This is a genomic window from Nonomuraea sp. NPDC000554, assembly GCF_040300065.1.
Taxonomy (GTDB): Bacteria; Actinomycetota; Actinomycetes; order Streptosporangiales; family Streptosporangiaceae; genus Nonomuraea.
This window is the reverse complement of record NZ_JBEPDC010000001.1, coordinates 80,929-102,926: the sequence shown is the minus strand read 5'-3', so window position 1 is coordinate 102,926 and position 21,998 is coordinate 80,929. Positions and strand designations below refer to the sequence as shown.

19 protein-coding genes and 1 pseudogene are annotated in these 21,998 nt (G+C 68.2%); 9 read left to right on the top strand and 11 right to left on the bottom strand.

Translation table 11 applies throughout. From position 1 onward, the window contains the following. Positions 1-50: 50 nt before the first annotated feature. A complete protein-coding gene (locus ABT294_RS00480; protein WP_350802493.1) occupies positions 51-956 on the top strand; it encodes a JmjC domain-containing protein in 906 nt (301 codons plus the stop codon). A 58-nt stretch (positions 957-1,014) separates the two neighbouring features. Then, entirely contained in the window at positions 1,015-4,581 is a 3,567-nt protein-coding gene (gene dnaE / locus ABT294_RS00475; protein ID WP_350802492.1) for a DNA polymerase III subunit alpha, read from the top strand. A 275-nt stretch (positions 4,582-4,856) separates the two neighbouring features. Here dnaE and ABT294_RS00470 read toward each other — a convergent pair whose 3' ends face one another. The 3 genes from ABT294_RS00470 to ABT294_RS00460 are packed head-to-tail and all read right to left on the bottom strand — an operon-like array spanning position 4,857 to position 9,144. Continuing rightward, positions 4,857-7,028 carry a hypothetical protein gene (locus ABT294_RS00470; protein ID WP_350802491.1) on the bottom strand — a complete coding sequence of 724 codons (2,172 nt, stop codon included), beginning with the start codon at positions 7,026-7,028 and terminating at the stop codon, positions 4,857-4,859. A gap of 35 nt (positions 7,029-7,063) precedes the next feature. Further along, positions 7,064-8,215 (bottom strand): hypothetical protein, encoded by a 1,152-nt coding sequence (locus ABT294_RS00465; RefSeq protein ID WP_350802490.1) that lies wholly within the window; start codon positions 8,213-8,215, stop codon positions 7,064-7,066. Then, entirely contained in the window at positions 8,212-9,144 is a 933-nt protein-coding gene (locus ABT294_RS00460) for a DUF2637 domain-containing protein (RefSeq protein WP_350802489.1), read from the bottom strand. Before ABT294_RS00460 ends, ABT294_RS00465 begins: the two co-directional genes overlap by 4 nt. Before the next feature lie 117 nt (positions 9,145-9,261). On the opposite strand from ABT294_RS00460, the gene ABT294_RS00455 reads away from it, so the two are divergent. Next, positions 9,262-9,606, top strand: coding sequence for a hypothetical protein (locus ABT294_RS00455; protein WP_350802488.1), 345 nt, complete (start codon positions 9,262-9,264; stop codon positions 9,604-9,606). Positions 9,607-9,820: 214 nt separating this feature from the next. On the opposite strand, the gene ABT294_RS00450 is transcribed toward ABT294_RS00455, so the two are convergent. From ABT294_RS00450 to ABT294_RS00440, 3 genes are read right to left on the bottom strand one after another with little or no spacing between them, the layout of a single operon-like run. Next, complete coding sequence (locus tag ABT294_RS00450) at positions 9,821-10,117, bottom strand: hypothetical protein (RefSeq protein ID WP_350802487.1); 297 nt, start codon at positions 10,115-10,117, stop codon at positions 9,821-9,823. A 19-nt stretch (positions 10,118-10,136) separates the two neighbouring features. Then, positions 10,137-10,487, bottom strand: coding sequence for a hypothetical protein (locus ABT294_RS00445; protein ID WP_350802486.1), 351 nt, complete (start codon positions 10,485-10,487; stop codon positions 10,137-10,139). After that, positions 10,484-10,657 carry a hypothetical protein gene (locus tag ABT294_RS00440; RefSeq protein ID WP_350802485.1) on the bottom strand — a complete coding sequence of 58 codons (174 nt, stop codon included), beginning with the start codon at positions 10,655-10,657 and terminating at the stop codon, positions 10,484-10,486. Before ABT294_RS00440 ends, ABT294_RS00445 begins: the two co-directional genes overlap by 4 nt. Positions 10,658-10,787: 130 nt before the next feature. Between ABT294_RS00440 and ABT294_RS00435 the strand changes: the two genes are divergently transcribed. The 4 genes from ABT294_RS00435 to ABT294_RS00420 all read left to right on the top strand — a co-directional run bounded on the left by ABT294_RS00435 (position 10,788) and on the right by ABT294_RS00420 (position 14,353). Beyond that, entirely contained in the window at positions 10,788-11,267 is a 480-nt protein-coding gene (locus tag ABT294_RS00435) for a GntR family transcriptional regulator (protein WP_350802484.1), read from the top strand. A 150-nt stretch (positions 11,268-11,417) separates the two neighbouring features. Then, positions 11,418-11,651, top strand: a complete 234-nt coding sequence (locus ABT294_RS00430) for a GntR family transcriptional regulator (RefSeq protein WP_350802483.1) — start codon at positions 11,418-11,420, stop codon at positions 11,649-11,651. Between the two features lie 131 nt (positions 11,652-11,782). Further along, positions 11,783-12,661 (top strand): DNA-processing protein DprA, encoded by an 879-nt coding sequence (locus ABT294_RS00425; RefSeq protein WP_350802482.1) that lies wholly within the window; start codon positions 11,783-11,785, stop codon positions 12,659-12,661. Positions 12,662-13,219: 558 nt separating this feature from the next. Next, positions 13,220-14,353, top strand: coding sequence for a tyrosine recombinase XerC (locus ABT294_RS00420; protein ID WP_350802481.1), 1,134 nt, complete (start codon positions 13,220-13,222; stop codon positions 14,351-14,353). Between the two features lie 679 nt (positions 14,354-15,032). Here ABT294_RS00420 and ABT294_RS00415 read toward each other — a convergent pair. Beyond that, complete coding sequence (locus tag ABT294_RS00415) at positions 15,033-15,947, bottom strand: SDR family oxidoreductase (protein ID WP_350802480.1); 915 nt, start codon at positions 15,945-15,947, stop codon at positions 15,033-15,035. Between the two features lie 677 nt (positions 15,948-16,624). On the opposite strand from ABT294_RS00415, the gene ABT294_RS00410 reads away from it, so the two are divergent. Then, positions 16,625-16,774 (top strand): hypothetical protein, encoded by a 150-nt coding sequence (locus ABT294_RS00410; RefSeq protein WP_350803342.1) that lies wholly within the window; start codon positions 16,625-16,627, stop codon positions 16,772-16,774. 242 nt (positions 16,775-17,016) lie between these two features. On the opposite strand, the pseudogene ABT294_RS00405 reads toward ABT294_RS00410, so the two are convergent. The 3 genes and pseudogenes from ABT294_RS00405 to ABT294_RS00395 form a co-directional block, all read right to left on the bottom strand. Then, a pseudogene (locus tag ABT294_RS00405) lies at positions 17,017-17,676 on the bottom strand (murein hydrolase activator EnvC family protein); the annotation flags it as partial. Positions 17,677-18,404: 728 nt separating this feature from the next. Then, complete coding sequence (locus tag ABT294_RS00400) at positions 18,405-18,884, bottom strand: NUDIX hydrolase (RefSeq protein ID WP_350802479.1); 480 nt, start codon at positions 18,882-18,884, stop codon at positions 18,405-18,407. Positions 18,885-18,939: 55 nt separating this feature from the next. After that, the gene (locus tag ABT294_RS00395) at positions 18,940-20,259 is read right to left on the bottom strand and encodes an MFS transporter (protein WP_350802478.1); all 1,320 of its coding nucleotides are present in this window, start codon (positions 20,257-20,259) and stop codon (positions 18,940-18,942) included. A gap of 104 nt (positions 20,260-20,363) precedes the next feature. Here ABT294_RS00395 and ABT294_RS00390 point away from each other — a divergent pair, with 104 nt between their 5' ends. Continuing rightward, positions 20,364-20,978 (top strand): ArsR/SmtB family transcription factor, encoded by a 615-nt coding sequence (locus tag ABT294_RS00390; RefSeq protein ID WP_350802476.1) that lies wholly within the window; start codon positions 20,364-20,366, stop codon positions 20,976-20,978. Positions 20,979-20,994: 16 nt separating this feature from the next. On the opposite strand, the gene ABT294_RS00385 is transcribed toward ABT294_RS00390, so the two are convergent. Next, on the bottom strand, positions 20,995-21,963 hold the full coding sequence (locus ABT294_RS00385) for an AfsR/SARP family transcriptional regulator (RefSeq protein WP_350802474.1): 969 nt from the start codon (positions 21,961-21,963) through the stop codon (positions 20,995-20,997). Between the last annotated feature and the right edge of the window lie 35 nt (positions 21,964-21,998).

The window sequence follows — 21,998 nt, the reverse complement described above, 5'->3', positions numbered from 1 at the left end:
CTCTGAGCGCCCACCCCCGCCCACCTCCGCACCGCAGACCGGAGACCACGATGCTGGAATCCCTGAAGTCCCTGATCGACGACCCCGACGAGGCCATCAAGGCGTGGCCGCAGGAGCCGCGGCTGTACCGCCGCGACCCGGCGTCCTTCCGCCACCTGCTGACGCTGGAGGAGGTGGAGCAGCTCGTGGACGCCGAATGCCTCGCCCTGCGCAACGTCGTCCTGCTCAAGGACTCCGTCATCAGCGACCCGTGCCGCTACGGCGACGAGGACCTGCCGGGCATGCCGCAGCGAGGAGCGATCCGCGCGCACCTCAACGACGGCGGGACGATCTCCCTGCGTGGCCTGGAGCGGCTCAAACCGGCGATCGCGAAGCTGCACGCCGGCCTGACGGATGAGACCGGCTACCGCGTCCACGCCAATGCCTATCTGACGCCGGCGGGCGCCCAGGGCATCAAGTACCACTTCGACCCGTATCTGACGTTGATCGTCCAACTTCATGGGCGGAAGGCGTGGCCGGTGCACGAGCCGTTCGTCGTCAATCCCGTTCGCGAGTACGGGTCCTTCCACCTCACGGGGTTCACTCCGGAGCAGCGGCATTTCCTGGAGCACACCCCTCCGGAGCGCATCTACACCTTGGAGCCGGGGGACGTGTTCTGGCTGCCGCGCGGCTGGCTGCACTCCCCGTACACGGTCGGCGATCAGCCCAGCCTGCACATCACGATCGCGTTCAAAGAACGCACTCCACACTGGGCGGCGCAGCAGCTCATCACCGAAGTCCTGGCACTGGCGCTACAGGACGAGCAGATGCGGGCCACGCTCCCGCCCGCCGCGGTTGTCGGCGACCCGAGGGCGGCCGTGCAGGAGGCGCGCGAGTACCTGATCGGGTCGCTGATGACGGCGGACGTCGAGGAGATGGCCGAGTTGCTGCGGGTCGCGGCACGCCGTGGCGATTGACCCCCGAACCCGGTGTGGCCGCCGCTAGGGTGAGCCACCGGAGACGAGGGAGACGCCTGTGCCCGACGCGAATTTCGTGCATCTGCACGTCCACACCGAGTACAGCATGCTGGACGGGGCGGCCAAAATGAAGCCGCTGTTCGCCGAGGCCGAGCGGCTGGGCATGCCGGCGATCGCGATGTCGGATCACGGAAACGTGTTCGGGGCGTACGAGTTCCAGAAGGTCGCGGCTGGCTTCCCGGTCAAGCCGATCATCGGCATTGAGGCGTACGTGGCGCCCGAATCCCGCTTCCACAAGAAGCCCGTGTTCTGGGCGCCAGGCGGCAAACGACCCGCCGGCGGAGATGACGACAGCGGCGGCAAGGACGTGTCCGGCGGCGGCCGGTACACGCACATGACCATGTGGGCGAAGGACGCCGATGGGCTGCGCAACCTGTTCCGGCTATCGAGCCTGGCCTACTACGAGGGCATCATCTCCAAGTGGCCGCGCATGGACCGCGAGCTGATCGCCGAGCACGGGAAGGGCATCATCGCCACGACCGGCTGCCCGTCAGGGGAGGTGCAGACGCGGCTGCGCCTCGGGCAGTACGACGAGGCGGTCAAGGCCGCCGCCGCCTACCAGGACATCCTCGGGAAGGAGAACTACTTCCTGGAGTTGATGGACCACGGCATCGACATCGAGCGTGAAGTGCGGCAGGACCTGCTGCGCCTTGCCAAGCAGCTCGACATGCCGTTGCTGGCGACCAACGACTCCCACTACGTGACCGAGGACCAGGCCGACGCGCATGACAGCCTCCTGTGTATCGGCACCGCCAACAACAAGGACGACCCCACCCGGTGGCGGTTCAGCGGATCGGGCTACTACGTCAAGACCGCCGCCGAGATGCGGGAGCTGTTCGCCGAACTGCCGCAGGCGTGCGACAACACCCTGCTCGTGGCTGAGATGGTCGGCGACTACGGCGACGTGTTCGCCCACGTGGACCGGATGCCGGACTACCCGGATGTGCCCGAGGGCGAGACGCAGGAGTCCTGGCTGCGCAAGGAGTGCGAGCGCGGCCTGGTGATGCGGTACGGCGACCCCGTCCCGGACGAGGTGATGGAGCGGTACGAGACCGAGATGAAGGTCATCGGTCCGATGGGGTTCTCCTCCTACTTCCTCGTCGTGGCCGACATCTGCAAGTACGCACGTGACAACGGCATCGCGGTCGGGCCTGGCCGTGGTAGCGCGACCGGTTCGATCGTCGCCTACGCGACCCGCATCACCGAGTTGGATCCGCTGGAGCATGGCCTGCTGTTCGAGCGGTTCCTCAACCCTGAGCGGATCAACCCGCCAGACGTTGACCTCGACTTCGACGACCGCCAGCGCGACCGCATGGTGGCCTACGTCACCGAAAAGTACGGCAGCGGGTACACCGCACAGGTCAACACGTTCGGCACTATCAAGGCCAAGGCCGCCGTCAAGGACGCCTCGCGCATTCTCGGCTACCCGTTCGCCATGGGCGACAAGATCACTAAGGCGATGCCGCCGGACGTCATGGGCAAGGGCGTCCCCCTGGCCGACATCTTCAATCCGGACCACCCCCGCTACAACGAGGGCTCCGAGCTGCGCGCCCTGTACGAGAACGATCCCGACGTCAAGAAGGTCATCGACACCGGCCGCGGCGTCGAGGGCCTGATCCGCGGCACCGGCGTCCACGCCGCCGCCGTCATCCTGTCCTCGACGCCGTTGCTGGACTTGATCCCGATGCACATGCGGGCCAAGGACGGCGTGGTCATCACTGGGTTCGACTACCCGTCGTGTGAGGACATGGGCCTGGTCAAGATGGACTTCCTGGGGCTTCGGAACCTGGGCATCATCGACCACGCCATCAAGATCATCGAGCAGAACCGGGGCGTCGCACTGGACACCCTGGTCCTTCCCCTCGATGACGAGCCCACGTACAAGCTGCTGGCCCGCGGCGACACCCTGGGCGTCTTCCAGCTCGACGGCGGCCCCATGAGGTCGCTGCTGAAGCTGATGGAACCGACCCGGTTCGAGGACATCGCCGCCGTGCTCGCCCTGTACCGGCCGGGCCCGATGGCGGCCAACGCGCACACCAACTACGCGCACCGCAAGAACGGCCGCCAGGACATCGAACCCATCCATCCCGAACTGAAGGATGCCCTGGAGCCGATCCTCGGGCCGACGTTCCATCTGCTCGTCTACCAAGAGCAGATCATGGCCGTAGCCCGCGAACTGGCGGGCTACACCCTCGGCGGCGCCGACCTGCTGCGCCGCGCCATGGGCAAGAAGAAGAAGGAGATCCTGGACGCCGAGTTCGCTAACTTCCAGGCGGGCATGCGCGGCAACAACTACTCGGACGAGGCGATCCAGGCGCTGTGGGACGTCATGCTGCCGTTCTCCGGGTACGCCTTCAACAAGTCCCACACCGCCGGGTACGGCCTGGTCGCCTACTGGACCGCCTACCTGAAGGCCAACTACCCCGCCGAGTACATGGCCGCGCTGCTCACCTCCGTGGGCGACGACAAGGACAAGGCCGCCGTCTACCTCGCCGAGTGCCGCAAGATGGGCATCGAGGTCCTGCCGCCGGACGTGAACGACTCCCAGCTCGACTTCGTCGCGGTCGGCGACGACAAGGTCCGCTTCGGTCTGGGCGCGGTCCGCAACGTCGGAGAGAACGTCGTCGAGGGCATCATCAAGGCCCGCAGGGAGAAGAGCCAGTACAAGGACTTCAACGACTTCCTGTCCAAGGTGCCGCTGACGGCCTGCAACAAGCGAGTCATCGAGTCGTTGATCAAAGCCGGGGCGTTCGACTCGCTGAACCACCCGCGCAAGGCGCTGCTCATGGTGCACGAGCAGGCCGTGGAGTCTGTCATCGACATCAAGAAGAACGAGGCCCACGGCCAGGACTCGCTGTTCGGCGGTATCGACGGCGACGACGACGGTGCGGCGTTCTCCGTCGCCGTCCCCGACATGGAGTGGGACAAGAAGACGCGGCTCGACTTCGAGCGGGAGATGCTCGGCCTGTACGTGTCGGACCACCCGCTGGCCGGCGCCGAGCGGCTGCTGGCCCGCAACCGGGACACCACGATCGCGGACCTGCTCGAATCCGGCCGCGAGGACCGCGGCGACATCAGCGTGTGCGGCATGATCACGAAGGTGGACAAGCGGGTCAACAAGGCCGGCAAGCTCTGGGCGATCGCCACCGTCGAGGACATGGACGCCGCCGTCGAATGCCTGTTCTTCCCCAAGAGCTACGAGCTCTACGGGCCAGAGCTGCGGGAAGACGTGGTGGTGGCGGTGCGTGGGCAGATCAACAACCGTGACGGCGCCATCTCCATCTTCGCGACGGACCTGGCCGTGATCGACGTGTCCGGCATCACCAGTGAGTCCGGCGCCCCGATCACGCTGCTCCTACGGGAGGAACGCATCACGCCCATCCTGCTGGACGAGCTGCGTCAGGTGCTAAAGATGCACCAGGGCAAGGTGCCGCTGCACATCAACCTGCGGCGGCCAACGGGCAAGGTCATAGTGATGGCGCTGCCGGATTTCCCCGTCAACGCCGAGCCCAGCTTCGCCGCTGATGTCAAGGCGCTGCTCGGGCCGGAAGCGATCGCCCTGTGACAGGCGGCAAGCGGCAGATCGACGTGCTGGTCACCGAAGCTCCTGCCTGCGCTCCTGCTCGGCGCGGGCCTCAGGATGCGGCGTAGCTACTTGCGGAGAGGGATCACGCGGGATCCCTGCGGGAGGCCGAACCCCCACAGAGACGGCTCGCAGGGGGCGCCCAGGAGTACCCCCACACCCCCACAGCTGACGTCTTCTCGCAGGTAGACCCCCCGTGGGACCCCACACCCCCACACGTGGGAGTGTGGGACCCCCACGGGCGGCCGTGTGGGGGCCTACGCGGCGCTCCACGCCGCCACCTCGGGCGGCACCTCTATCTCCCCGCGCCGGATCGCGGCGGCCGTATCGACGAGGTCCTGGCGCTCGTAGCCGCGGCGGCGCACTCCGCCCCGCTCGAAGGCGTTCGGCAGCGGGTTTATCCCGATCGCGCTCAGCAGGCCGGCGAGTTCGTGTTCGGTCATGCTGAGCTGGTTGGCGAGCCGTTCGCTGTGCATCCGCCCCTGATCCCAGCGCAACTCCAGGGCACGCTCCAGCAACTCGGGGACCGGGTGGCCGCCCTCGTCGAGTTCGTGCACCTGCTCGGCGCGCACGGTGCCCGCTTGCGGTGCTGACGGGCGGCGGGCCGGGCGGGTGTCGAGGTCGCCCCATCCGGAGGTGACGCCATCGGTGGGCAGCAGTCGCAGATGCGAGCGGCGCTCGACCGTCCCCGGGCGGCGGCGGATCGGCAGCCGCTCGTCGTCCTGGTCGACGTCGTCGTCGGGGACGTTGCCCGCCGGGTACCACGGCTCGCGGTCCAGGCCCGGCAGGTCGATCGGCTCAGGCGGCGTCATCGTGGCCTGCTGGGCGGGCGTGGCGAACAGGTAGCGCATCCTCTCCAGCCTGGTGGCGTACGCCTGCCCTGCTGCGCGGACCGCCGCCTCGTCGAGGTCGGGGCGGTGCTCGGCGATCGCCACCGCCGCGGCGTCGATGTCGGACGGCTTCATGTAGTACGCCTTGAAGGCGCGCGGGTTCCCTGCCCCGGACGCCAAGAACCCAGAGCCCTGCTCGGGTGCGTCCTGCGGGGTGATGCCCTTGTGGTAGCCGAACAGGTAGTCCAGTTCTGACTGGTCGAAGACGCGCATGGTGGCCCGCGTGGAGCACTGCTTGAGAATCTCTGTGGACAAGGTATTCGACGTGGAGCGCAAGACGCTCAGCACGGCGTTGCACGCCTCGTTGCCGCCGATGTCGACCAGCGTTTCCAGCAGCTTGCGGATCTGCCGGACGATCGGATCGGTCACCTTCTGCCCGAGCACCTCCTTGCCCTCGTCCAGGATCAGCAGGACCGCCGGCACGTCGCGGGAGACGGGCAGCAACTGCACGTCATGCTCGGCCTTGAGGTCGGCGTGCGCGCTTTTGCGGTCCTTAGCGATGGCCACCAGGGCGTACGCCATCAGCAGCGCCTCTTCGGGACAGGAGGCCGCCCAGTCGACCGCGGGCCGCTCGGTGCGGCCTTGCAGCCACGGCCGAAGCCACGCCCTGGAGACGCCGCCTCCGTTGAGGTCCATCTGGAAGACCAGGGTGTCGTCGAGGGCGCCGGCGTCGGCGGTGATGTCGTGCAACGTCCCGGTCTTGCCGGACCGCTTCTGACCGGCGAGCACCATCGTGGACTCGCGCAGCGCCACGCTGGCCGTCTTCCCGTCCCGGTGGCCGCCCAGCCGGATCGCGTCGGGGTCGTTGATGCTGCCGCCGAGGCGGATGCCGGGGTGCGGGATTGTCTCGGCCAGGCCGTTGACCGTGGAGACGTGCATCCACAGCGTGCCGCGGCGCGGGCCTGGGGTGAACTCGACGCCGCACCCGTGATCGAGGCCCTTGTCCTCAGCCAGGCCGACAGCGGCCTGCGCCAGCCGGGTCGTGGTCGACGTCCCCAGCGGCTGCTGAAGCAGCAGGGAGAAGCCGTACCGGTTGGGCCACTCCTTGAACTCGAGCACCTGGACGCGGATCTTCGCCACGCGGCGGATGCGGGCCACCCACTCCTCGGCCTGGACGACGTGCCTGCGTACGACCACGCTGCGGCCGACCGGCCGATCGTGGTCCAGGGCGCCGGTGACGCTCGGGCGCGGCTTTGGCGGCCGGTTGGCGACCGGCGCGAGCACCGCGGCGGCCAGCGCGCCCAGCCCGAGCGACCCCATCGTGGCCGCGTCCGTCACCCCATGCGAAAGCCCCCACGTCAGCCAGCCCGCCCCGCCGATGCAGCACGCCAGCCGGTACCACAGCGGCGCCGGACCGGCGTGCAGGTGCGTCGCCAGGGTGCCCAGCGTGCTGATCGCGCCCGCGCCGACCGCCCACAGCGGATCGGCGCCGAACTCGTGCCCGACACCGGCCGCCACCGCCAGGGCCAGCCCGCTCAGGATCGCGGCGCTGAACGGGCCGCGAGGCCGCAGCGACCAGTCCGCCCGAGGTGCCGTCATCCCCACCTGTCTGCTCCCTCCCCTTGGCTGGTCACCTATCGGCGCACGTTCCACTTGTCCTCACCGGTCCGCGGCTGCAAGTGCCGGAGGATGTCGCCTTCGTGGCTGCCGGCGAACACCGCCGACGCCTCGTCGCATGCCTCCACGGCGCTGCCGAACGCCTCGTAGATGCGTTGCAGCGCCTCGATGGCGTCGCCGTTCATCGGGTAGTCGGCGGCGAGCCGTTCGGCCAGGATGCGGACCGCCGTGCCTGCGGCAAGCGGCAGCTCGCGCAGCAGCTCCAGGTGGCCTTTGACGTCCATCATGTCCTCGCTCTCGTAGGTCGAGGCGATGGTGGGCAGCTCGGTCGCGTGAGTGACCAGCGCGAAGTCGGTCATGACAGTTCCTCCCGATCGGGCCGCACGGCCCGCGTGTGTCGTCGTGTTGAGGTGCGAAGCGTCTGCGGGGTTCGGGCGTTCTTCGCTCGCCTCGGTCTCCGCCTGGGGCGAGTTGTCTCCCTTGCGCTGCCACCAGCCGTGCAAGGTCGAGGCGAGCGCACCAGTCAGCCACTGGTCGTGGTCACGCAACCGCCGATGCCTGCTGCGCAGGGCGGCCAGCGATCGGCTGAGGACGCTGTCGCCGCCGCTCTTGGCCGCCTTCTTGACCGTGCTCTGGCCTGCCGGGGCTGTTTTCCTGCCCGTGGCCGGGGCGCGGCCAGCCAGCCGGGCAACACCGCCCCCGACCGCCCTGGCCAGCCGCGACAGCGCGCGAGCAGGCCGCGACTGGCCGAGGCTGCGCGAGGCTGCGCCCGCCGGACGGCCGCCCGCGGAGCGGGTACGGCCGAGCAGCGAACCGAGCCGGTGCCCAGACGATCTCAACGCCCGCCCCGCTCGCCCGCTCCACGGCCGCGCGAACCGCAGCACGGCGCCCAGCACGGCCAGTACGACGAGCGCGCCCACCGCGACCGCGACCCACAGCCACCCGCCCGCCCGATACAGCAGCCAGCCGCCGAGAGCGGCCACCAGGACGGCGCCCGCGGCCAACTGCCCAACAGGCGTACCGAGGTCGAGCGGCGCGGACGGTGCGACCGGGTCCGGCTCGGCGGGTTCAGTCGCAGGCTCGTCCCGCTCCGGCTCCTCCTGAAGCTCCGAGACCGGCTCCTCCGGCAGCTGCTCGGGTTCCGCAGGCTTGCCCGCCGGCGCAGTCATACGCCGCCGCCCAGGTCGGTGCGGACCAGAGTCGAGCCGGGCGGGGGAGTCCCATTGACGGGCTTGATCGCCTCCGCGTCCCGCAGGCTCGCGATCACGTCGTCGGCGTCGCCGTCGCGGTACGGATCCGGCTCCCGGGTCTCCTTCGGAAGGGGATCTTTCTCCCCGGCGGGGGAGCGGACATCGTCGATCTCGTTCTGGATCGTTTCGGCTTCCCGCTCGCTGATTCCCCAGTGGGACGCCAGCGACCGGCGACCGGCCCGACGCCTGCCGTCTTGGAGGCTGTCCTCGTACTCCCACGCCGCTGCCTCGTACCGGTCCTTCGGCAGCATCCGCTCGACGCGTACCACCTCGACGGGCACCTCGATCTCGCGGTACACGACCCGCTCCACCGGCTCCGCTTCGGCCGTCTCCTGGGTCGAGCGGATCAGCCACATGAGCAACTCGTACGCGCCCACGAACGCGACCGGCGCAAGGGCGCTGAGCAGGCGCGATCCCGTCCCGCCGTCCCAGCCCTGGGCGACGTTAGCGGCCAGCGTGACCACCCCGCCGAGCGCCAGAGCGACCCACGCGAGGACCGGTACGCGGAGCTTTCGGCGCGAGCAGTACACCATCACGAGCGAGGCCATGACGATCACGCCGTCGGACATGGCCGGGTAGAGCACGGCCATGTCGTGCCGCTCGCCTAACTCCAGCGCGAGGTTGAAGAAGTGGTGGTACGACACGTACGCCGCAGCTCCGGCAACGCCGAGCAGAACGAGCACCGCGAAGCCGCGGATGAACCGGTCCCCGCGCGTGCTCGTACCGGTCGTGCGCGGTGCGGTAGGAGGCGGGACGGACCGGCGTCGGCGGCGCTCGTTCATGCGCGTGTACCACTCGTTGATCCGCCGCTTCGGCACGGCCGGGGGAGCCGTGTCGGTGGTCTCCATATCGGGGTTCCTCTCGTTGCGTGAGGTATGTCTACACCTTAGGCTCGGTATGTCTACACCCGCAAGGAGGAGGAGTGCACGTTGCTAGCTACCGACACGTACGGTTACCGTGATCCCGTGCCGAATCAGCCCAAGTACCCGGGCCGCCACGTGCGGATGGACGCTCCCCGATGGGAGGGCTTCGGCATTCACAGCGCCGAAAGCGCGGGCGACCGCACCAAAGAACTCATCAAGGTCCTCGACTACCTTCTGTGGGTGCCCGGCGCGCAACTCCCCGAACGCGTGCCGCCGGCCGTGCTGATCTCTGGATTGCACGCCGCTGCGGTCGAGACCGAGAAGGCAGCTGACGCGGAAGCGTCCGCGAAGAGGCGTGAGTCGCTGAGGGAGAAGGCGGAAGCGCAGCGAGAGATGGCGCGGTTGCTCCAAGAGCGGGCGCGCGCCTTGGGGCTTCCCGAGTCATAGCCCGAACACGCGAATGAGGCCCCCGCCCGATATGGGCGGGGGCCTGCGTCGTTGGTGGCCCAGCTCTCTCCGTCCCCTCCAGTGCGAGGAGAGCGGAGGCCACCAGTCCCCGATGTCCGCGCTGACAGCACCGGGGGTCTTGCGGGCCCGACCTCCGCGACCGCGATTAGCTCCTCAGCAGATTCGGAAGCGGAAGCCGGGCTGCCTGTGGGTCTTACATGGTGGGGTCCTTGCGGAGCGTCGTGGTCGCGAGGACTTCGACGTCGTCCAGCAGGAACGCGCGGGCGTGCAGCAACTTCTTTCCGGGGCCGAGCAGGACATCGTCGAAGCGCTCCAGGGCGAGCTGGTCAACCACGTCCGCGAATGTCCGCTCGATCTCCGCCCAGGCACGCAGGTGCGGGGCGACGTGGCAGGTGAGGCATCCCGGTTGGATCGTCCACTCGATGCGTGCCGCCCGCAGGTCGGGATGGTCGTCGAGGATCTTGCCGAGCAGGGCGTACGTTTCGCTCATCAAGATCGCTCGCTCTCGATCATTGAGGCCCATGGGACGTCGTCTCGGTCACGCCAGGGCGGGCTGGCCAGCGGGAGAACGTGCCTTCGCCTCGCAGCATGCGGAGCCAGAGGCTGAACCCATGGATCCGCAGCTTCGTGCGCAGGAGGGCGTCGTCGATCTCCAGCCTGACCGCTTCCGCCTTGAGCGGTCCCGGCAGCGTGTAGTGGTCCACCGTGCCGTTCCACATGGCGAGCGCCATCCCGAGGCAGGCCCAGTCCCAATCGGTGTCCGGCTTGAAGGCCGACGCGGTGCGGCGCAGGCTTCCTTCGACCACGTGGTAGCCGCCGTCGTCCTGCCGCTCCAGCTTGAAGCGGCCTTCCTGGCTCACCTCAGGTCTCCCGTCCGGAATGCGGCGGCGACCCTGAGGATCACGCCCTTGATGACGGCCTGCTCTTCGGTCTCGGCCAGCTCGGCGTCACCCGTCGGCCGGTGCGTGATGCGCAGCCGGCCGTCAGCGGTGAGCTCCACGTCGCATTCGGGGATCTGAGGGAGGGACATGCTTCGAAGGTACTCGCGCTTGCCTTGTCTGGTCTAGTGGTTGATATATCTCAGGCAAGAGTCGATAGAGATCAACAGAAAGAACGTAGTGGTTCAATAGAGCACGACTTAGCTCACCTAGCGTGCGAGCGTGATCAACCGTGAGGGGCCTGTGCCGATTTATCAGCAGGTCGCCGCTGAAATCAGGCGACGCATCGCCAGCGGCGCGATCCCGCCTGGCCACGCCATCCCGAGCGAGCACCAGCTGGTGGCCGAGTTCGCGGTGTCGCGCATCACCGCGACGAAGGCGATAAGGGTCCTGCGCGACGAGGGCCTCGTCTACACCGTCCGCGGTCAGGGTACGTTCGTCGGCCCGGAGGGGGCGCCGCGCGCTTCGCAGGCGTCCACCCTCTATCACCGCATCGCAGGCGAGATCGTCGAGCGGATCCGCGGGGGAGAACTGCGCCCGGATCTGCCGATCCCGAGCGAGACGACGCTGATGCAGCAGTACGAGGTCGCGAAGGGAACTGTGCGCCAGGCCGTCGCGCTCCTTCGCGAGCAGGGGTGGGTGTTCACCGTGCCGATGCGCGGCACCTACGTGTCGAACCCCAAGGACTGGCCGGACGCCTGAGCGCGGGGGAGAGGTGCTTCCCGCCGACCAGGTAGCGGGGCTGAGTCATGTCTGGGGGTCGTGAAGTCTCACAAGGGCATGCCAGGGCATGCCCGGTCACGCCCTGTCTCGCCTGAGTAGGCGAGGGCATGCCCTCATACGGTCTGCTTCATGATCGATTGGGCGCCGGATGAGACCGTGTGGGAGCAGATGTATGCGATTCTTCGCGAGCGGATTGAAACGGGCATCTACAGGCCGCGCATGCCAATTCCGAGCATCACTCACCTTGAACAGGAGTTTGGTGTTGCAAGGGGAACGGTTCGCAAGGTTTTGGGCAAGTTGAAGGAAGATGGGCTTTTGAGGGCGATTCCAGGCAAAGGGACCTATGTCGCGCCACGCGACTGAACGCGCTTACGTAGAGTGCGCTGATAGTTGCGCCTTGTGCTCGCCGATTCTGTTAATGACCGCTAACCAACTTCTGGTACATACACCACTACACGGTGGTGTTCGTACCTTCATAACGACTCCACATCGTCATGTCACAATTTGAGACACCGCCCTCGGGCGGCGCCTACGGCATCGACGGCGCAGCCCACAGGGGAGCCCTGGTAGGAGACTCCCCGACGGTTGTCGTCCTGGCCTGCGGCGTCGACATCTCCTACCCGATCGGACACCACAAACTGTTCGGTGAAGTCCATGACCAGGGCGTGGTGATCAGCGAATGCCCGCCTGGTGTCCACCCCACCCGGGCTCGCTTCCTCATCAGAAACCGCCTGATCGCCGCCCTGTCCAGGGGCACGGTCGTCGTCGAGGCGGCGCTGCGCAGCGGCGCACTCAACACGGCCGGGCACGCCCTGTCGCTCGAACGTCACCTGGCCGCGGTTCCGGGCCCTGTCACGTCGAGCATGTCGGCCGGCTGCCACCGTCTCCTGCGCGAACGCAAGGCCATCTGCGTCACCTCGCCCGAGGAAATGATCGAGCTGGTGGGCGTGATGGGCGACGATCTCGCCCCCCACCCCCGAGCCCCCGCAGTGCCCCGCGACAGGCTCAACGAGACGACCAGAAAGGTACTGGACGCCGTCCCCAGCAGAGGCGGCGCGGGCCCGGCCTCGATCGCGGTGGCGGCCGGAGTAGACCTCGACAGCGCCCTCAGCGCACTGGGAGGCCTTGCGGCGGCCGGCTACATCGAGCGAGCCCCCAAGGGCTGGCGCATCTGCAGACCAGTCACGGCCACCTACCAAAAAGCCGAAGGACTCCCGGACCCCATATCCCCGCCACCCGACGACCCACCCCCACCGGAAGACGCACTTCCCCTCCATGCCCCACACCTGCAGAACGCCCCACTCCCGAACGACGCGAATCCACCCACGAGCAACCCGATCCACCTCCCCGACGAGCCCCCCATCTACCGATGAAGCCTCTCGACCACACCGCGTCCACCGAGACGCACGCACGCTCAGCCACCGGTCCGGGTCCTCATGCGAGTCAGGCGTGCATGCGCGGCCATCCAGCGGTTGGGATGCTCATGTGAGCCACACGCGCAGGCGCACTGAGCCGGCGGTCGGGGTCCTCATGTGAGTGAGCCACGTGTGTACGCATACTCAGCAGATGACCGACTGTCCGATGCTGTGTCAGCTATGGCTCCCACGTTCGCCGGGCACGATGCGGCCACCATCAGGTCCCTTGCTATCTGCCGACCGCCTCTCAGCTGCTTCGGCATGCGGATGCTGCCTCACTGATGCCACCGGCTCACCCCAGAGGATCGCAGTCGCGTCCAACAGTCCCAATCTCATCGGCGTCGGATCGAGGCACGGCAGGGCTGGTGGTGTTGGATCGAAGACATCGGATAGGTCATGGTCAACAAGTGAGCCAAGGTCACAGCGCATCGGGCGACGACGGAACGGGCGGTGTCGGACGGGATGACGACAGGGGAACGAGCGAGGGCCGAGCGGTCGATGCCCGAATCGGCGGCGATGACAACAGCAGCAAGCGAGCACCCACCGCTGGTACCTTCAGTCAACCAATCTGCGATCCCAGCGAACCTTGCACTGGGCGCGACCAATGGCACGCTCTTGGAGAAGCCTGTAGGCGACGACCTGGCGCTCGCGGCTGATGGAACTATGCCACGCCAGGCGCCCGGGGCAGGCAAAACTCTGGCGGATGATGAACTTTCAGCGGATGAATTCACTGACCATGGTGTGCTTTCTGATTCGCCCGGAGACGGTATCCCGGCCACCGAAGTGTTAGTGGAATTCGCGAAGTACCTGCAATTCGAGCGGGACCTTTCTCCGCACACCCAGCGGGCCTATCTGTCCGACATCTCGGCCCTCCTGGAGCATCTGGATTCACGACTCGAGGCGATCGATATCGCGGCACTGCGGGAGTGGCTGGCAGAACAGCACGCGGAAGGTAAGGCGAGGGCCACGTTGGCACGCAGGACTGCCTGCGTGCGCACGTTCACGGCCTACTGCCACCGCCGCGGCTGGCTGCCGGACGATCCGGGCCTGCTTCTCAGCAGCGCCAAGTCCCAGCGCCCGCTGCCTTCCGTCCTGGACCAGGGGCAGGCCCAGGCTGTCCTCGACGCGCCATTGACGGCAGAGCCCAAGGATCTTCGGGACCAAGCGCTCCTGGAGCTCCTCTACGCGACGGGCGTCCGAGTCAGTGAGCTGTGCGCGCTGGACGTCGACGACGTTGACCGGGATCGACACGTCATCAGAGTCCTGGGCAAGGGCCGCAAGGAACGATCGGTGCCGTTCGGCCTCCCCGCGTTGCAGGCGCTGGACAGGTGGTGTGTCCACGGCCGCCCCCTGTGGATCCGCGACGGCTCAGGCCCAGCTCTCTTTCTAGGCGTACGAGGCGGACGAATCGACGCGGGTACGGTCCGCCGAGTCGTGCACGCCCGGTTGGCGCAGGTGGAGGGCGTCCCGGACATGGGCCCACACGGGCTGCGTCACACCGCGGCGACCCACCTCCTGGAGGGCGGAGCCGATCTGCGAAGCGTCCAGGAACTCCTCGGCCACGCCTCCCTCAACACCACACAGATCTACACCCACGTCTCGATCGAGCGCCTGAGATCCGCATACCGCCAAGCCCACCCCAGGGCTTGACCGGGCCTCGGCATTGATCGGAGGGCAACCATCCGCGCCGTTCGGCGGTGACTGGGAGTTGTCTGCTGACGGACGGCCAGTTCGCCGGGAAGGATGTTCTCCCAGGCGCCGAACTGCGCGTCCGCCGGCACTTTTCGCCGCGGGAGAAGGAGCTCTCGGTAAGAAGGCGCTCTCAATTTCATGGCGCCGTACGGTCCCCTGAAGCTCCCTTACGAGAAGCTCTCGGACACCGGGATGCTGGACGGCGGCAGGTCGCGACCCGACGCAACCGGAGAGCGTCATTGGTGTCTCACTCTGCCGCACGTCCAATCGCGCTCCGATCTGCCTGGCCGACATGATCTACGCGCAACGACGGGCGGTGTCGATGGCGCTGCCGGCGCACGGACGCGGCTCGGCAGGGGCCGTCACACGGTCGCATAGCGCCCCTTCCCGCTGATCAACTCCTGGTGCGTAGTGTCCTCAATGGCGGTTTTGACAGCACCCATGGCCTGTGCGGGCAGGAAATGTGCCCATGGCTTGTGCGGACAGGAAATTCGGCCATGGTCAAGGGGGACAGGAAATACGGCCGTGGTCAAGGGGACAGGAAATGCGGCCATGGACACACGGGCAGGAAATTCGGTGGGAAGTAGCTGCGGCAGCTGATCAGGAGAAGCTCCAGGGCCGATGAGCCGGCCGAGCCTTAGCGGTAGCCAGTCGTGTCGGCGGGTCTGCCGGCGTCTTGGACCTCGATCATGTAGCGCCAGGCGTCGGGTTGGCTGCCGTCCAGGTCGGTGAAGCCGTAGACCTGGGCGAGTTGTCCGCTGGACAGCGACTGGCCGTTCCAGCGTGCGACCTCGGGGTCGCCCGCGAGCCCTGCGACCGCACGGCCGACGAAGTGAGGGGTCTCGGAGATGGCGAAGTGCGGCTGCTCCTCCAGCGCATCACGCCAGTTGGCCTCGGTGACGCCGAACACGTCCAGCATGATTTCCGAACGCATCCAGCCAGGTGTCAGCGACACGGCTGTCGCCCCGCGCGGGCCGAGTTCCTTGGCCTGGGCGAAAGCCATCCGAATAACCGATGCCTTGGCCAAGTCGTAGAAGAAGGAGTTGCGGTAGTTGTCGGCGTTGTACTCGGCGGTGCCATCGGTCATTTCGACGACCAGGCCGCCTGGGTTCTTCAGCAGCAGCGGCAGGGCGTGGTGGCTGGTGATGATGTGGGTGTCGATGGCCAAGCGGAGGATCCGCAGGCCCTTGTCCAGCGAGTGCTCCCACAGGGGTTGATCCCAGCTGAACAGCAGTTCGCCGCCCCAGATGTTGTTGACCAGGACATCCAGGCGTCCCTGTTCCCGTTCGATGCGCTCGACGAGCGCGCGCACCTGGTCGGGCTCCAGATGGTCCACCTGGACTGCGATGCCGTGACCGCCGGCCGCTGTGACGAGTTCGGCGGTCTGCTCGATGGTTTCGGCCCGGTCGATCTCCGAGCGCTGTTCTCCTGTGCTGCGTCCCGTGACATAGACCGTGGCCCCCGCCGCGCCCAGTTCCACCGCGATACCTCGTCCGGCACCTCGCGTACCCCCGGCGACCAGCGCAATCTTGCCCTTCAATGTGTTATCCATGCGCCGAAGCTAACAGCGATACCCGACAAGGGCTGTCATCTTTTACGGGACCTCGGCGCGGAGGATCGCTGGGTGACGGGGATGCCATCGGAGGCTGCCGTCACTTGGCGACGTGGGAAGCCGAACCGAGCGTGTGGATTGAGGGTTCTTGTGTCCTCCCTGCTGGGCTCGCAGGTACGTGGCGTCCATCGCCCCTGTCGCCGATCACTTGGCCGACCGGAGTTGTGCTCTGCGTGGTCATGTCTCCGGGTGACGCCGGGCGGCGATCACGGCACGGTTTGCGTCAGCGCCGTTCCCTGCGATGGCGTCCCCTGGCTTTCGTGCGTGTGTGGGGTGAGTCGTCCTGGGGCGGGGTGCCGTCTTGTGTTGCCCGGTTGCGCGGGTCAGGTTGGTGGTGGTGCCTGTGGGGTGGCGTGGCGGTCACATCCGCCAGGGGGTTTGCGCCGGTTTCTGGGGCTTCGTTGGCTCGGGTGATCTGAGTGGCCTGGAGGTTCGCCTCGGCTGCTGGCAGGTTGCTGAGTCTCTTGTTCGATGCGGGTTTCGGGTTCCTCGGGGGTCCTGTCTTCCAGGCGGTTCCCGTGTCGCGGTAGGGGTGAGTTTCTGAGGCGGCGCTGTTCGCGGGTGGTTGCTTGGGGCTTGTGCGAGCTTCGGCATCCGGACTCGTTCGAGGGGCTGGGATGGTTGGGGTGCGGCCGCGGGTGCGGGTGTGCCTGCGCGTCGGGGTACGCCTGCGTGACAGGAGAGCGATCAGGAAGAGGACGCCCAGGAGGGTGGCCACGCTGGCGGCCGGCACCAGGGATGTCGATGCGGAGCGCATCAGGAACTGAAGTGATGGTTCCGTTGGCGGTGTGCCTGAGGGCGTGGCTCGGGCCGGGGGCCGGGCGGCGGAGGTCAGCTGGTTGGCGCGGGTTGATGGGGGCTCGGGGAAGGAGGGGGCGGACGGTTGTGTGGTGAGGGTCCGCATGCTGGATGGCGACGGCTGCGCGGGACGGGGTGGAGCGCTCGTCATGCCCCAGTACGGCAGCAGACGGATGTGGGCTTGGCCGAGCAGGAGCAGAGGGTCGAGGTAGCGCGGGCCGCGAAGGAGACCCCAGTGCAGGCAGGATTCCCGACAGTGGCCGGGCGTGTTCTCGACGACCCCCAGCACGCCTCCTAGTGTGATCGGTTGGCCACGCCGTACCGAGGGGTTGACGGGCAGGTACGTGGTGCGCAGACCGCCCGCGTGATCGACCGTCACCACGCCCCGGCCTCCCACGGGACCCGCGTAGCGGACCACGCCGGGCCCGGCCGAGAGGACCGGGGTGGCGGGTGCGGCCGCGAGGTCCAGGCCGCGGTGCCCGGAGAGCCACGGCTCGGGTGGCGGCGTGAAGTGGCGCAGGATCCGTGGACGCCCGTCGAGCGGCCAGCGCCAGGCCGGGCGCGCTGCGGCCGGGGTGGCGGCGATGACCAGCAGGACGATGACGAGGGTGAGGGAGGCCAAGGCTCCGTAGGTGGTGGTCAGCAGTGTGGCCGGCACAGCGGGATGGCGCTTCGTCGGCGACAGGGGGAGTGGGGGACGTGTCGGCGAGGTCGGGACGGAGTCTCGTGGTGGATGGCGTGAGTTGGGTGGGTCGGAGGATGACAGGACGGCGTGCTGAGGTGTGCGGGTGCCGCGCGCCTGTGCGGGCCTTCGCGCCAGAGGTGGGGGAGTGACGTGGACCGCTGGGTGGCGTTGGCAGTGGTGATTCATGCGGACAGTTTGTGAGCGCCGCGAGGGCGGTGTGTCGTGCGAACGTCATTCTGTGGACAACGGCGGGCTATCCACAATCGGGCGGTTGATTTATGGGCTGCCACGGGCGTTCCGTCATCCGGGCAAGCAGTTTTCGGGGCGTTCTGTCTTGGAGCATTCCGTCTTGTGGGCGTTCTGTCTTCCGGGCGTTCTGTCTCACGGGCTTTCCGTCTTACGGGCGGGCAGACCACGGTGGAAGGCATCGAAGTCGAAGTATCACCATGGCCGTGACAGCAAGGTCCAAGACGCCCAAGCCGCTGGCTGAACCGCGTACCTGTCGTCGATCTGCGACCAGGCGCCGGTCCCGGTTCTCCCGGAAGGCGTCAGTGACGGGTGGTCGTAGGCGCGTCCGGCCACTGCGATACCGCGATGGCCGTCCACGCGCCGCGACGCCTCACCTGTCTGATCGCCGGCGCCTGCGCCCCTGTGCCAGGCGGCGCTCGACCAGTCGCTGCGGCAACTTGGCCTGCCCGCCGGCACCGACAGCTGATTTCATCCGGGTGCCAGACGAGAACTGGGAGTCACTGGTCGCAGCCGAGGCGGCCACGGCCCACCCTCAAGCTCCTGACCGGGAGCGCCTGTAGACGCGCCGACGCCGACGCCGACGCCGACTGCGACTGTCGCGGTCGCCCGGCGTGGTGGTGACCAAGGCCTCGCACAGGGATCGGAAGCTGAGCGGCGACGGAGGTCTAATCCCTGGCTATGCGCCCTGTCGGGGGTGTGGTGCGGTGTAGCTCGAGGGCGGCGTCGACCAGGTCGACCCGGTTCAGGCTCGTCACCTCGTCCAGGTCGAACCAGGCGGCCTGATCCGTCGTCCCGCCGACCTCGTGCCGGAGGTCGCCGCCCACTATCCGGACGGCATAGACCACCCGCAGCGCGTGGAAGTCGATCCTGGCTCCCGGTTCGCGGAGGGAGCGTCGTCGGGAGTCGATGCCCAGCAGGCGTTCGGCCTCGACCTGGTAGCCGGTTTCCTCCTCCACTTCCCGGGCCATCGCGTCAAGGGGGTCCTCGCCGTGCTCCAGCCCGCCGCCGGGCATGGTCCACAGACGTTCACCGCCGTCGGGTGAAGTCACCCGCGCCAGCAGCACCTGACCGTCCCGCACGCACATCCCGTACGCGGCGACGCGCCGCCTCCGTAGCAGCGGTAACTCGTCGGCTGTCTCCACCACGCCAAGCCCTCCTCCAGGACGTTTCATGGAGAACGATCCTCGCAGGAGAAGGCCGTCATGTGGTGGTGGTCGGCCCGTCGTGGGAACGCAGGGGGGAGGTCCAGATCCAGATGCTGCTCAGCGCGATGCCTGCCGCGCAGATCAGGATGACCGGACGCAGTCCGAGGAACTCGGCCATCACGCCGCCCGTCAGGCCGCCCAGCGCCAGGACGCCCTGCACCGCGAAGGTCGTCGTGGCGTTGACCCGGCCGCGGAGTTCGGGGGTGGTGTCGCGCAGGATGATCGCGCTCATGCAGGTGGCGAACGCGACCACGATGCCGCCCGTGATCGTGCCGGTGACGGCGAGGAGGCCGAGCTTCCACCAGAGGGGGCCGTCCAGCAGGCCGACCGCCAGGATCTCCAGCGGGAAGCACAGGACCGACCAGAGCAGGATGCGGCTCTCGCCGTAACGGCGTGACAGGCGGGCGGTGATCCAGGCGCCGAGCAGGCCGCCGACGCCGCTGAGCGTGATGAGCAGGCCGATCAGGCCCTTGGGGATGCCGAGGGTGTTCACCATGTAGAGCATGTAGACGGCTGTGTAGGCCATGGCGAAGAAGTTGATGGTGACGCCTGCTCCGAGCAGCGCGCGGAGGACGGGGGTGGTGACGCTGACGCGCAGGCCCTCCACGACGTCCCGCCACATGCCTCGGGACGGGGCCGGCTGGTGTCGCTCCGGGGCGCGGATGGCGCGCAGCAGCAGGGCCGAGCCCAGGAACGACACGGCTTCCGCCAGTACGGCGAAGGGGGCTGTCAGGAGTTGCACCAGGAGTCCCGCCAGGCTGGGGCCGCTGACCGAGGCCACCGAGTAGGAGGCGTTGAAGCTGGCGATGGCCTGCGTGCGCTGCTCCTCGGGGATGATCGCGGCGATGTGCGGGAAGTTCGCCGCCCGGAACAGGACTCCGGCCGAGCCGATCACCAGCGCGACGACGATCAGCCAGGGGACGCTGAGCAGCCCGGCGAGCAACGCCAGGGGGACCGTCGCGGCGGCGGCGCAGGAGACCAGTTCGCAGGCGATCATCAGGGGGCGGTGGCGGGTCAGCCGGTCGGCGAGCGCGCCCGACTGCAGGCCGAACAGCAGGGCGGGCACCGAGGTCGCCGCCGTGAGCAGGCCCATCTGCGCCGGGGAGGCGCTCAGGAGGGTGACCGCCGTCAGGGGGACGGCCAGCTTCGACACCTCGGAGCCGGTGACCGAGATCGTCCGGGCGGTCCACAGCAACCGGTAGTCGCGTTGCTTGCGGAGGGGCGGCGGCTCCGTCTCGTCACGGGAGGACGTTCGACGGGGCGGCGGCTCTGTCCCGTCTTGGGAGGACGTCCGGACGGGCGTCGGGTCGGTCATGTAAGGCACTCCAAATCGTGAAGGATTTGCTTCACGACTGTGAAAGTATCCCTTCAGAGTTGTGAAGGCAATGCTTCACGACTGATCCGGGTACCTTTGACCGCATGACGCGGGACATCGAGTCGCTCAGTGATCCCAAGGCGATGCGAGCTCTGGCCCATCCGGCGCGTTTGACGATCCTGAACCAGCTCGGCGTCGTGGGCAGCGCCACCGCCACCGAGGTCGCCGAGATCGCCGGCATCACGCCCAGCGCGGCCAGCTACCACCTGCGGATGCTGGCCAAGTACGGATTCGTGGAGGACGCGCCGCCACGCGGGGACGGCCGGGAACGGGTGTGGAGATCGGTGGCCAAGTCGCTGTCGATCGCGTCCCGCTCGGGTGATCAGCAGGACGTGCGCGAGGCCAAGGACCTGCTGATCCGGGCGTTCCGCCGGGACGCCAACGAGGCGGTGGAACGCGCCCTCGCCGGCGGTGACCGGGAGCCCGACGAGTGGAAGGACGCCACCCGCCTCAGCCGCACCCTGCTCAGGCTCGACGCCGCCGAGATGAAGCGGCTCGGCGAGGAGATCGACAAGCTGCTCCAGCCGTACGTCGCCCGTCACCGGAGCCCGGAGGACGCGCCCGAGGGCGCCAGGGTCGCCGAGGCGCAGGTGAGCCTGTTCCTGTACGCGCAGCGCCCGGCGCCCGGCCTGCCCACCGAGGACCACGACGCGAGCTGACGGCCCCCGGCGCAAGTCAGGAGCCGGCGGCGGCCACGCGCTGGGCGATGTCGGCCGGCTGGGCGTCGATGGACGTCGAGACGCCGCAGGTGGAACCGTCGAAACCGGCTGGCGAGGAACGCGTCGAGGATGGCGTCCCTGATCTGGTCGGCGAGCTTGTCGGGATGCCCGGGCCGCCGGAGCCGGCGACTCCGATCATCTGGTGGGGCGCGTGGTCGAGGGCCGGGTCGGAGGCGGCGATGGCCCGCATCAGCTGCTGGGTCCTGCCGGACGGTTCCACCCGCAGCTCCCGCCGCAGGACGGTGTGCAGCCGCCGGTAGGCGTCGAGCGCCTGCCACTGCCGTCCGGCGCGGTAGAGGGCGAGCATGTATCCGGTCTGGAGGGTCTCGTTCAGCGGATGCCGCGCGCACAGGACGGCCAGCTCGCTGAGGAGGCCGTGGTGGCGTCCGAGGCGCAGCTCGGCTTCGATCCACCTCTCGACGGCCGACAGGTGGAGCTGTTCGAGCCGCATCACCTCCAGTTCGAGCTGGGGGCCGATGGGCACGTCGACCAGGGGTGTGCCGCGCCACAGGCTGAGCGCCTGGGCGAGCAGCGTGGAGGCGCGGGCGTCGTCGTGTGCCTCGACGGCCTGGGCGCCTGCCCTGATCAGCCGCTCGTGCTCGCTCGTGTCGAGTTCGTCGTCGCGGAGCTGGAGCTGGTAGCCGCTGTGCCGGGTGACGAGCAGGTCCTTGCCGGTGCGCTTGCCGGTGCGGCCGCGCGCGGTGTCGAGCTTCCTGCGCAGCTGCAGGATGTACGTCTGGAGGGTGGTGTTGACGCTGCGCGGGACCTTGTCATGCCACAGCTCCTCGGCCAGGGTCGCCGAGGTCACGAGCCGGCCGTGGTTGAGCGCGAGCAGGGCGAGGAGCTGCCGCGGCTTGCCGGCGGACGGCAGTACGGAGACACCTGAGTCCCATGCCTCCAGGGGGCCGAGGATTTCGATGCGCATGCTGGCTTTCCTTGCTGTCTGGGAGGAAACGAGTG

Coding starts and splice junctions, on each gene's coding strand:
- ABT294_RS00480 (WP_350802493.1), top strand. CDS start 51: ATGCTGGAATCCCTGAAGTCCCTGATCGACGACCCCGACGAGGCCATC.
- ABT294_RS00470 (WP_350802491.1), bottom strand. CDS start 7,028: ATGACGGCACCTCGGGCGGACTGGTCGCTGCGGCCTCGCGGCCCGTTC.
- ABT294_RS00465 (WP_350802490.1), bottom strand. CDS start 8,215: ATGACTGCGCCGGCGGGCAAGCCTGCGGAACCCGAGCAGCTGCCGGAG.
- ABT294_RS00460 (WP_350802489.1), bottom strand. CDS start 9,144: ATGGAGACCACCGACACGGCTCCCCCGGCCGTGCCGAAGCGGCGGATC.
- ABT294_RS00450 (WP_350802487.1), bottom strand. CDS start 10,117: ATGAGCGAAACGTACGCCCTGCTCGGCAAGATCCTCGACGACCATCCC.
- ABT294_RS00440 (WP_350802485.1), bottom strand. CDS start 10,657: ATGTCCCTCCCTCAGATCCCCGAATGCGACGTGGAGCTCACCGCTGAC.
- ABT294_RS00430 (WP_350802483.1), top strand. CDS start 11,418: ATGATCGATTGGGCGCCGGATGAGACCGTGTGGGAGCAGATGTATGCG.
- ABT294_RS00425 (WP_350802482.1), top strand. CDS start 11,783: ATGTCACAATTTGAGACACCGCCCTCGGGCGGCGCCTACGGCATCGAC.
- ABT294_RS00420 (WP_350802481.1), top strand. CDS start 13,220: ATGACAACAGCAGCAAGCGAGCACCCACCGCTGGTACCTTCAGTCAAC.
- ABT294_RS00415 (WP_350802480.1), bottom strand. CDS start 15,947: ATGGATAACACATTGAAGGGCAAGATTGCGCTGGTCGCCGGGGGTACG.
- ABT294_RS00410 (WP_350803342.1), top strand. CDS start 16,625: ATGGTTGGGGTGCGGCCGCGGGTGCGGGTGTGCCTGCGCGTCGGGGTA.
- ABT294_RS00395 (WP_350802478.1), bottom strand. CDS start 20,259: ATGACCGACCCGACGCCCGTCCGGACGTCCTCCCAAGACGGGACAGAG.
- ABT294_RS00390 (WP_350802476.1), top strand. CDS start 20,364: ATGACGCGGGACATCGAGTCGCTCAGTGATCCCAAGGCGATGCGAGCT.
- ABT294_RS00385 (WP_350802474.1), bottom strand. CDS start 21,963: ATGCGCATCGAAATCCTCGGCCCCCTGGAGGCATGGGACTCAGGTGTC.